Source organism: Pseudomonas sp. 05T35 (assembly GCF_056396605.1).
The window spans coordinates 1-7,963 of record NZ_JBFTLU010000191.1; the positions used below are offsets into that span (position 1 = coordinate 1).

The following is a 7,963-nucleotide window of genomic DNA, read 5'->3' on the forward strand; positions in this document are numbered from 1 at the left end:
GTGCTCGACCGGGACCTTGTCGGCGATTGCCACAGGCGCCTGCAACAACCTGATCGAGCGCGCCGCCGACGTGACCTTGAAAGAGCGTCGGCAGYTGATTCTGGTGCCACGCGAGGCGCCATACTCAAGCATTCACCTGGAAAACATGCTCAAGCTGTCGAACATGGGGGTGACCATTCTGCCGGCCTCGCCGGGCTTCTATCACCAGCCGCAGACCATTGATGATCTGGTGGACTTTGTCGTGGCGCGGATTCTCAATTTGTTGAACATCCCCCAAGACATGCTGCCGCGTTGGGGCGAACACCATTTGAGCAGCGATGAATAAGCTATTGAGTCTGCTGCTCGCCCTGCAATTGGGCGGTTGTGCCACCGCGCGGACATTGGACGCGGCCAAGCCTGGCGCGCCAGTGGTGTACTCGGGGATGCGTCTTGACCTGTATGCGCTGGACGGTGGTTGCTGCGCCAAGGATCATTTTGGTGCCGAAGCACCGAGCTACCCCGGCCTCGACCTGCCGGCCAGCGCGCTGCTCGACACGCTGCTGTTGCCGCTGTCGGTGTTGACGGTGTTAGGGGTTGGGTTTCAAGCGACGGGCGGGTTGTAACAGAGCGCTGCCGCGCTCTATCGCGAGCAGGCTCGCTCCCACACTGGATCTGTGAGCGACATAAAATCAATGTGGGAGCGAGCCTGCTCGCGATGACGGACGATTCGTCACTGCCGATCTATTTGCCTAACTTGCGCAACTCATCCGACTCGACAATCCGCAAGCCATCCTGTTCTTCCAGCGCCAGGCGCCACATGGCGCGGGCCAGTTGGCAGGCTTCGATGCCGTGGTATTTGCCGGGAATCAGTTTGGACAGCGGGCCTGCCAGTTGTTCGGCGAGTCGCGGTTCAAGGCGATCACCCAGTAGCAGGGAAGGCCGGCAGATGGTCAGTTGCGGCCAGTTCTGTGCGCGCAATGCGTATTCCATCTCGCCCTTGACCCGGTTGTAGAAAACCGAGGATCTGCGATCGGCCCCCAGGGCGCTGATCACGATCAAGTGCCGTGYGCCCATTTCCCGTGCACGTTTGGCGAACGCTACCACCAGGTCCAGATCGACTGCGCGAAAGGCTTGTTCGGAGCCGGCCTGTTTGATCGTCGTGCCCAGGCAGCAGTAGGCAATGTCGACGCGGCCACTGAGTTGGGGGAGAAGCACTGCCGGATCGCCAACCGGATTTTCCAGATGAGGATGTTCAGCCAGTGGTCGGCGTGACGGTGCCAGTACGCGGCTGATGGTCGGTTCGTTCAGCAGCCGATCGAGTAAGTGTTCACCGACCAGGCCGGTGGCTCCAGCGAGCAATACATGCTGAGGCGTCAAGTACATAATGTTTCCCCCTTGATACTGTTTCAGCTTAGTTGCTCTTTGCTTCCTTGCTGGTTAAAGCGGCACTTTGCAGTGCCTTGCGTGCTTGCTGCTTGCGCAGTGATTGCCAATGCGCCAACACCCCTTTAGGCGCCCAGATCTGTGGTTCCGATGCCTCGAAGCTATCTGCCAGTTCGCGCTCGGCGACTGTGGCCTTGGCCAGTTTGAACGCCTGCTCCAGATCGTCGGTCTGGTTCAGTGCCTGAACGAACAACGCGTCGCCGAAGTACGTGAAGTCAGCTTCCTCCGAGCAGCCAAACGACACTCGATCGGCGCGCGAGGCGGTCATGATCAGTGTGCGTTCATCTTTGAGTGCCGGGATGAAACCGCCGGAGTAGCAGGCCGAAATCACGATGATCTTGTCGCGGTTTTTCAGCGGTGCGAGGACGGCGGCCAATTCGTCAGCCGGCAAATCGGCCAGCTCCATACGCGGTTGGTCGAGCACCAGTTCGTGTTCGTGGGTGCCGTGGCTGGTCAGGTAGATGAATATCAGATCTTCCGGCCCGCTGCGTTCGGCCAGGGTCAGGGCGGCGCGGCGCAGGTTCTCGCGGGTGGCCATCGGCCGGTCACCGAGGTGGTCGCGATGGTTGACCAGGCGGATCTGGCCATAGGCGCCGAAGCGGCTGGCGAGCATGTTGCTGACGTAATCGGACTCGCGCAGAAACACGCTCTGCTTGCCGTCGCCACCCACGGTCAGGGTGTACAGCTCGATCGCCGGGGTCGAGGCGGGCACATTGGCCAGCGCGTCTTCGAGCAGACGCCCTTGCGCCAGCAACCCCAGTTCGAGGGTGTCTGGCAGCAACTTGCCATTGGCATCGCGTACACGCTGGCCATTGATCCAGTCGCCGCTTTGCACGGTGCCATCCGTCAGCACCAGCGTGCCGTGCCCTTGATAGCTGTCGTTATCGAACTCGCCGATGTAGAAGCTGCCGTCCGCCAGGTTCAAACGGCCTTGACCGGTGAAACGCCAATCACTGAATTGGCCGATATAGTGGCTGTTGTCGGCGCCAATCAATTCGCCTTTTCCGTTCAGCGCGCCTTCCTTGAACTCGCCGACCCACACGTCACCGTCGGCATTCTCGTAGCGGCCTTTGCCGTTCAACTGATTTTGTTTGAAACCACCGACGTAGCTGTCGCCCTCGGCACTGCTGAAGGTGCCATTGCCTTCCAGTTGGCCGTCGACGAAATGACCGGTGAACTGGTTGCCGCTGGCATCGCCACGCTGGCCTTCACCGTTGGGTTTGCCGTTGGCGAACTGGCCCTGATACTGGCTGCCGTCTTCAAGTTCGAGACGGCCGAGGCCGGAATACTGATCGGCCTTGAACTCGCCACGGTAAGTCATGCCATCTTCTTTGAGAGTGCCTTCACCGTCGCGCCGCCCGAGTTTGAAGCCGCCGGTGTAGCTGCTGCCGTTGGTGGTCAGCGTGCCCTGGCCATGAAACAGTCCCTGCTGGAATTCCCCGCGATAAACCTCGCCGTTGCTGCCGTGCCATTCGCCCTGACCGTGCCACTGGCCCTTGTCGAACTGACCGGCGTACCAGCTGCCGTTCGGATAGTCGATCCGGCCCTGGCCTTGCAGCAACCCATTGACCAGATCACCCCGATAGCGGCCGCCATCGGGCAGGCGTGCGTCGGGCGGCAACAGCGATTCGCCGTCACCACACGCGGTGAGCAACAGGGTCAGGGCAAGGGGTGCAAGTGAGCGCATAGCGGGATCCGGGCAATTAGGCGAGGGAGTATGCCGCAGCTATGTGTCTGATATATAGAGACGCGGTGCGAAACAGCAGGAACTGCTTCGCATCCGGCAGGGGTTAAACGAACGCCAGCGACAACGGTTCAGCGATGTACGCCGGTTTTTCCTGGCCTTCGATTTCCAGCGTGGCGGTGGCCTTGAGCAGCCATTGGCCGGGTTTCTTTTCGGTGACGTCGCTCAGTTCGACCTTGAGCCGGACCCTGGAGTCGACCTTCACCGGTTGAATGAAACGCACACTGTCCAGGCCGTAATTGACGACCATCTTCAAGCCTTGCGGCAGGATCAGGATGTCTTCCATCAGTTTCGGGATCAGCGACAGCGACAGGAAACCGTGTGCGATCGTGCTGCCAAACGGGGTTTGTGCGGCTTTTACCGGGTCAACGTGGATGAACTGATAATCGCCTGTAGCTTCAGCGAACAGGTTGATGCGGTCCTGATCGATCGTGAGCCATTCGGAACGTCCGAGTTCCTTGCCGACATAGTCTTTGAGCTCTGCAACGGGAACATAGGGCATTGAGACTCTCCTTGGGTTCATCGGTTTTATAGTTTTTTCAGGTGGGGGGTTGGCCCCGGAACAACCACTTTAGATCATCATGGTGTTTAGGTCCGGTCAAGCTTCCATACCTTTGGCGAATACCCATGCATAGCGAGTGCCATGCTTATAATGTCCGGCCCGCTTGTGGGGACGAGTTTTGCTGGAGATGACGGATGTTGCTACGTGGCCTGACCTGGCTGGTGCTGTTTCAATTGCTCGGCACGGCCCTCAACCATTTGTTATTACCGGTGCTGCCAGGGCCGATTATCGGCCTGCTGTTGCTGCTGGGGTTCCTGGTCATCCGTGGCGAAGTGGCTGAGCCCCTGAGCCTGGCCGCTGGCAGCCTGCTGCGTTATTTGCCGTTGTTGCTGGTGCCGCCAGCGGTGGGCGTGATGGTGTATGCCGCCGATATCGCGGCGGACTTCTGGGCCATCGTTGGTGCACTGGTGTTGTCGTTGCTGCTGTCCATGGCGTTCGCCGGGGTCTTGATGCAACGGCTGATCAAGCGCCACGCTGTTCGTTCGGAGGAGTCGTGATGATCTTCGACTGGCAGGGTGCGCTGGCGGCAGTCATTCATCACCCGTTGTTCGGTATCGGCGTAACGTTGGGCGCCTATCAACTGGTGTTGGCGGCGTTCGAGAAAACCCGCTGGATCTTTCTGCAGCCCGTGCTGGTATCGATGCTGCTGGTGATCGGCGTGTTGCTCGCGTGTGGGCTGACGTATGCCGAATACCGCAAAAGCACCGAGATCCTCAGCATTCTGCTGGGGCCGGCGACCGTTGCACTGGCGGTGCCGCTCTACCTGAACCTGCGGCGGATTCGACAGCTGTTCTGGCCGATATTTACTACGCTGGTGATAGGTGGTGTGGTTGCCACCGGCATGGGCGTGCTGCTGGGTTGGTGGTTTGGTGCCGAGCACATGATCCTGATGACCATGGCGCCCAAATCGGTCACCTCGCCGATTGCCATGCTGGTGGCCGAGCAGATTGGCGGAGTGGCGGCGCTGGCGGCGGTGTTCGTGTTGATCACCGGGGTGATTGGCGCCATTTTCGGCCCGAGCCTGTTGAACCGGCTCGGTGTGCACAGCCCTGAAGCCCGCGGTATGGCCCTGGGTATGACCGCCCACGCGGTCGGGACTGCGGTGGCGATGCAGGAAAGTGAAGAGTGCGGCGCCTTCGCGGCGCTGGCGATGAGTCTGATGGGCGTGGCCACGGCGGTGTTCCTGCCGTTGGCGGTGTCGATGGTGGTGTAAGGAAATGTCTATGAGCTTGCCGCTTTTTCCGCTGAACACGGTGCTGTTTCCTGGCTGCATCCTCGACTTGCAGATTTTTGAAGCGCGCTACCTGGACATGATCAGCCGCTGCATGAAACAGGGCGGCGGCTTTGGTGTGGTGTGCATCCTCGACGGCGAAGAAGTCGGCATCGCCCCGGAGGGCTACGCGCTGGTGGGGTGCGAAGCGCTGATTACCGATTTCAAGCAGCAGGATAATGGTCTGCTGGGTATCCGGGTGCAGGGTGGGCGGCGTTTCCACGTGCTGCGCACCGAGACTCAGCGCGATCAGTTGACCGTCGCTGACGTCGAGTGGCTGGAAGATGAACCGGAGCAACCGCTACAGGACGAAGACGCCGACCTTGTCGCACTGCTCAAGGCCTTGGCCGAACACCCGATGGTCGAAGCATTGAACATGGGCACCGACGCGGCCGGGCAACAGTCATTGGCCAATCAATTGGCGTACCTGCTGCCATTTTCTGAAGTGGACAAGATCGAACTGCTGCAACTCGACAACCCGCAGCAGCGCCTGGATGCGATTCAGGCGCTGCTGGATGAGTTGCAGGGGGAATTGTTTGCCTGATACTTGTCAGTAGGCATACCGCTGCAATGTATGAGGCAAATGCCACAGCGCGAAGAACCCGAACAATGCCAGCATTACCGGCAACACTGACCACCAGACCTTGGCCGGCATAGGGCTCAAGGGTGTCTGGCGCTGGGTCACGGCCAGGCTGGCGGCGCACACGCAAGCCGCCAGCATCGCGCCGGCGGTTATATCGGTTGGCCAGTGTGCGCCGAGATAAACCCGCGACAGGGCGATAGCCGCTGCCGGCAAGCAACCGAGCAGCAACCAGGTCAGGCGCATGCGCGTTGGCTGGCCTCGGCCGGCCAGTACCGCCAGCGTCAGGAACAACGCAAACGAACCCGACGCGTGACCACTGGGCATGCTGTAGCTGGTCAGTGGGTCGGTCAGTACTTCCGGGCGCATCCGGGCGAACAGGTTCTTGGTTCCGGTGTTCAGCAGCGCGGTGATCAGCAGCGTGCAGCCGGCGAAGATCATGTGTCGCCATTGCCGCGTGACCAGCAGCAGGATCGTCAGCGCCGCGCTGATCACCAGCATGTTTTTGAATTCACCGACCAGGGTGAACATCACCGCGACTTCATCCAGCGCCGGGCTGCGGTGTTCTTGAATCAGCGTCATCAGGCCTTGGTCGAAGGCGCTCAGGTGCGGATAGCCTATGAACAGCCCGCCGAGTATCACCAGGCTGAGGCCGGCGATCAGCGCAGTAGCCTGGCGATGACCACGCAAGCTGCTGTTGATGCTCAGGCCCATCAATACCGCGATGCTACCGACGACCAGCCCGGCTTGAGGCCAGAAACCTTCCGGCAGCGGCAGGCGTATCGCCGCGCCCGTGGCCCAGCCCGGCAGCAGGTAGGCCACCGACCAGCCGGCACCCGCCAGCAAGCTGACCGCAAAGAAGCGCGCGAAGGGCATGTCGAACATCCCGGCAACCATTGGCAGCATCGGGCGCAAGGGGCCGATAAAGCGTCCGACCAATAGGCTCACGATGCCATAGCGCTGGAAATAGTTTTCGGCGCCGTTGATCCATTCCGGATGGTGACGCAATCCCGGCAAACGCCGAATGTTCTGGTGAAAGTGCCTGCCCAGGAAATACGACAGCAGATCGCCGAACAGGCCGCCGAGAAAACCCAGCAGCAGCGTTTCGCCCAGCGACAGCGCGCCGCTGCCGGCCAGCACCGTGATGGCAAACAGCAACACGATGCCGGGCACAATCAGCCCGACAATTGCCAGGCACTCAACGCAGGCCACTATGAATACCGCCACCGCCAGCCATTGCGGATTTGCCGTCAACCAGACGGTCAGGCTATCGAGCCATGGGCCCATACATACAACTCCATCAAATCATTAGATGAACTGTGGGAGCGAGCCTGCTCGCGATGGCGGATTAACATTCAACATTGATGTTGGCCGTTACACCGCTATCGCGAGCAAGCTCGCTCCCACAGTCGGGTTTTTTGCTGCTAGTCGCAGCACCATTCAGGGAAGCAGGAAATAGTCGCGGTTTTCGACCTGGCCGCGTCGCAGGGGGTTCCGGGTGCAGTAGGGGGCATAAGCGCCGTCGACGAAGCGGTACATCAGGTGTTCGTCGCGGCCATGAGGAATCCCCAGGCGTGTGGTCTGGATGACATGCGGGGGAGGTGCGCCGACGTCTTCGACAAACAGCACTTCATGATCGAAGCGCTTGGCATCCCAGATCGGTACTTTCAGGCCCAGTGCCTTGCACAGCAAGGTCTGGCCGGCGCAGAGCTTTTGCGAGGGGCGCGGTCGGCCCTTGGCGTCGGGGTTGTTCAGCAGCATCTGCGCCAGGCTCGCCGGGCCGGAGATTTCATCGACCCACGGGTAAGCCGATTTGATCAGCACCGCATTGCCCGGCCCGTGAGCGCTGAAGTTCAGCGAATCGCCACCACGGGCGTAGTACATATAGATGTGGCCGCCATCCAGAAACAAAGCCTTACGCTTTTCTGTGTAGCCAAGCGAGGCGTGGCTGCCCTTTTCTTCGCAGTAATAGGCTTCGGTCTCGATAATCCGCGCCGAAAGCCACAGGTCACCGACCCGATGGCGGATCACTTTACCCAGCAATTCACAGGCAAGCAGCTGAGCATCGCGGTTGAAAAAGCTGTCGGGCAGGGCTTTTGGCAGTTTCTCTGTGGTCAAAATAGGCATGGCGACCGAAGTGATCAGGTAAATATGAYGGAATGATAACAACTGCGGACTTAATCGAGGCTGAACACTGCCCATTTCGACCATCCGCCCGTCACTGCTGTTAGTAGGAGCGCGCGACAGCTATAATCTGCCGCTTTCCTCTTTGCCAAGACCACAGAGACCATGACTGAGTCCGTTCTTGACTACATGACCCGTTTGGGTCGCGCTGCCCGCGACGCTTCCCGCGTGATCGGCCGTGCCAGTACCGCGCAGAAAAAC

General features: G+C 60.2%; 9 protein-coding genes and 1 pseudogene. 5 read left to right on the top strand and 5 right to left on the bottom strand.

Translation table 11 applies throughout. The annotated features are described in order from the left end of the window. Positions 1 to 325 (top strand): annotated as a pseudogene (gene ubiX, locus AC1DH9_RS15855) (flavin prenyltransferase UbiX); the annotation flags it as partial. Beyond that, on the top strand, positions 318 to 602 hold the full coding sequence (locus AC1DH9_RS15860) for a YceK/YidQ family lipoprotein (protein WP_103317535.1): 285 nt from the start codon (positions 318 to 320) through the stop codon (positions 600 to 602). The pseudogene ubiX and the gene AC1DH9_RS15860, both read left to right, overlap by 8 nt. 118 nt (positions 603 to 720) lie before the next feature. On the opposite strand, the gene AC1DH9_RS15865 is transcribed toward AC1DH9_RS15860, so the two are convergent. The 3 genes from AC1DH9_RS15865 to AC1DH9_RS15875 form a co-directional block, all read right to left on the bottom strand. After that, complete coding sequence (locus tag AC1DH9_RS15865; RefSeq protein ID WP_477808399.1) at positions 721 to 1,362, bottom strand: oxidoreductase; 642 nt, start codon at positions 1,360 to 1,362, stop codon at positions 721 to 723. A 28-nt stretch (positions 1,363 to 1,390) separates the two neighbouring features. Then, complete coding sequence (locus AC1DH9_RS15870; RefSeq protein ID WP_427541810.1) at positions 1,391 to 3,109, bottom strand: C13 family peptidase; 1,719 nt, start codon at positions 3,107 to 3,109, stop codon at positions 1,391 to 1,393. 103 nt (positions 3,110 to 3,212) lie between these two features. Continuing rightward, a complete protein-coding gene (locus tag AC1DH9_RS15875; protein ID WP_427541813.1) occupies positions 3,213 to 3,668 on the bottom strand; it encodes a MaoC family dehydratase in 456 nt (151 codons plus the stop codon). Between the two features lie 194 nt (positions 3,669 to 3,862). On the opposite strand from AC1DH9_RS15875, the gene AC1DH9_RS15880 reads away from it, so the two are divergent. The 3 genes from AC1DH9_RS15880 to AC1DH9_RS15890 are packed head-to-tail and all read left to right on the top strand — an operon-like array spanning position 3,863 to position 5,542. Continuing rightward, a complete protein-coding gene (locus tag AC1DH9_RS15880) occupies positions 3,863 to 4,225 on the top strand; it encodes a CidA/LrgA family protein (protein ID WP_103317533.1) in 363 nt (120 codons plus the stop codon). After that, positions 4,225 to 4,941: an LrgB family protein gene (locus tag AC1DH9_RS15885; RefSeq protein WP_054594215.1), complete on the top strand. Its 717-nt coding sequence runs from the start codon at positions 4,225 to 4,227 to the stop codon at positions 4,939 to 4,941. Before AC1DH9_RS15880 ends, AC1DH9_RS15885 begins: the two co-directional genes overlap by 1 nt. Before the next feature lie 10 nt (positions 4,942 to 4,951). Further along, positions 4,952 to 5,542: an LON peptidase substrate-binding domain-containing protein gene (locus tag AC1DH9_RS15890; RefSeq protein WP_123584512.1), complete on the top strand. Its 591-nt coding sequence runs from the start codon at positions 4,952 to 4,954 to the stop codon at positions 5,540 to 5,542. 6 nt (positions 5,543 to 5,548) lie between these two features. Here the strand turns inward: AC1DH9_RS15890 and AC1DH9_RS15895 are convergent, their stop codons facing one another. Together AC1DH9_RS15895 and AC1DH9_RS15900 are read right to left on the bottom strand one after the other, a co-directional pair. Beyond that, the gene (locus AC1DH9_RS15895) at positions 5,549 to 6,865 is read right to left on the bottom strand and encodes a bifunctional DedA family/phosphatase PAP2 family protein (RefSeq protein ID WP_427541817.1); all 1,317 of its coding nucleotides are present in this window, start codon (positions 6,863 to 6,865) and stop codon (positions 5,549 to 5,551) included. Positions 6,866 to 7,018: 153 nt separating this feature from the next. Next, complete coding sequence (locus tag AC1DH9_RS15900; RefSeq protein ID WP_427541820.1) at positions 7,019 to 7,705, bottom strand: DNA-3-methyladenine glycosylase; 687 nt, start codon at positions 7,703 to 7,705, stop codon at positions 7,019 to 7,021. Positions 7,706 to 7,963 lie beyond the last annotated feature (258 nt).

Excerpts from the sequence above, each read along its gene's own strand:
- AC1DH9_RS15860 (WP_103317535.1), top strand. The coding sequence starts at position 318 with ATGAATAAGCTATTGAGTCTGCTGCTCGCCCTGCAATTGGGCGGTTGT.
- AC1DH9_RS15870 (WP_427541810.1), bottom strand. The coding sequence starts at position 3,109 with ATGCGCTCACTTGCACCCCTTGCCCTGACCCTGTTGCTCACCGCGTGT.
- AC1DH9_RS15875 (WP_427541813.1), bottom strand. The coding sequence starts at position 3,668 with ATGCCCTATGTTCCCGTTGCAGAGCTCAAAGACTATGTCGGCAAGGAA.
- AC1DH9_RS15880 (WP_103317533.1), top strand. The coding sequence starts at position 3,863 with ATGTTGCTACGTGGCCTGACCTGGCTGGTGCTGTTTCAATTGCTCGGC.
- AC1DH9_RS15885 (WP_054594215.1), top strand. The coding sequence starts at position 4,225 with ATGATCTTCGACTGGCAGGGTGCGCTGGCGGCAGTCATTCATCACCCG.
- AC1DH9_RS15890 (WP_123584512.1), top strand. The coding sequence starts at position 4,952 with ATGAGCTTGCCGCTTTTTCCGCTGAACACGGTGCTGTTTCCTGGCTGC.
- AC1DH9_RS15895 (WP_427541817.1), bottom strand. The coding sequence starts at position 6,865 with ATGGGCCCATGGCTCGATAGCCTGACCGTCTGGTTGACGGCAAATCCG.
- AC1DH9_RS15900 (WP_427541820.1), bottom strand. The coding sequence starts at position 7,705 with ATGCCTATTTTGACCACAGAGAAACTGCCAAAAGCCCTGCCCGACAGC.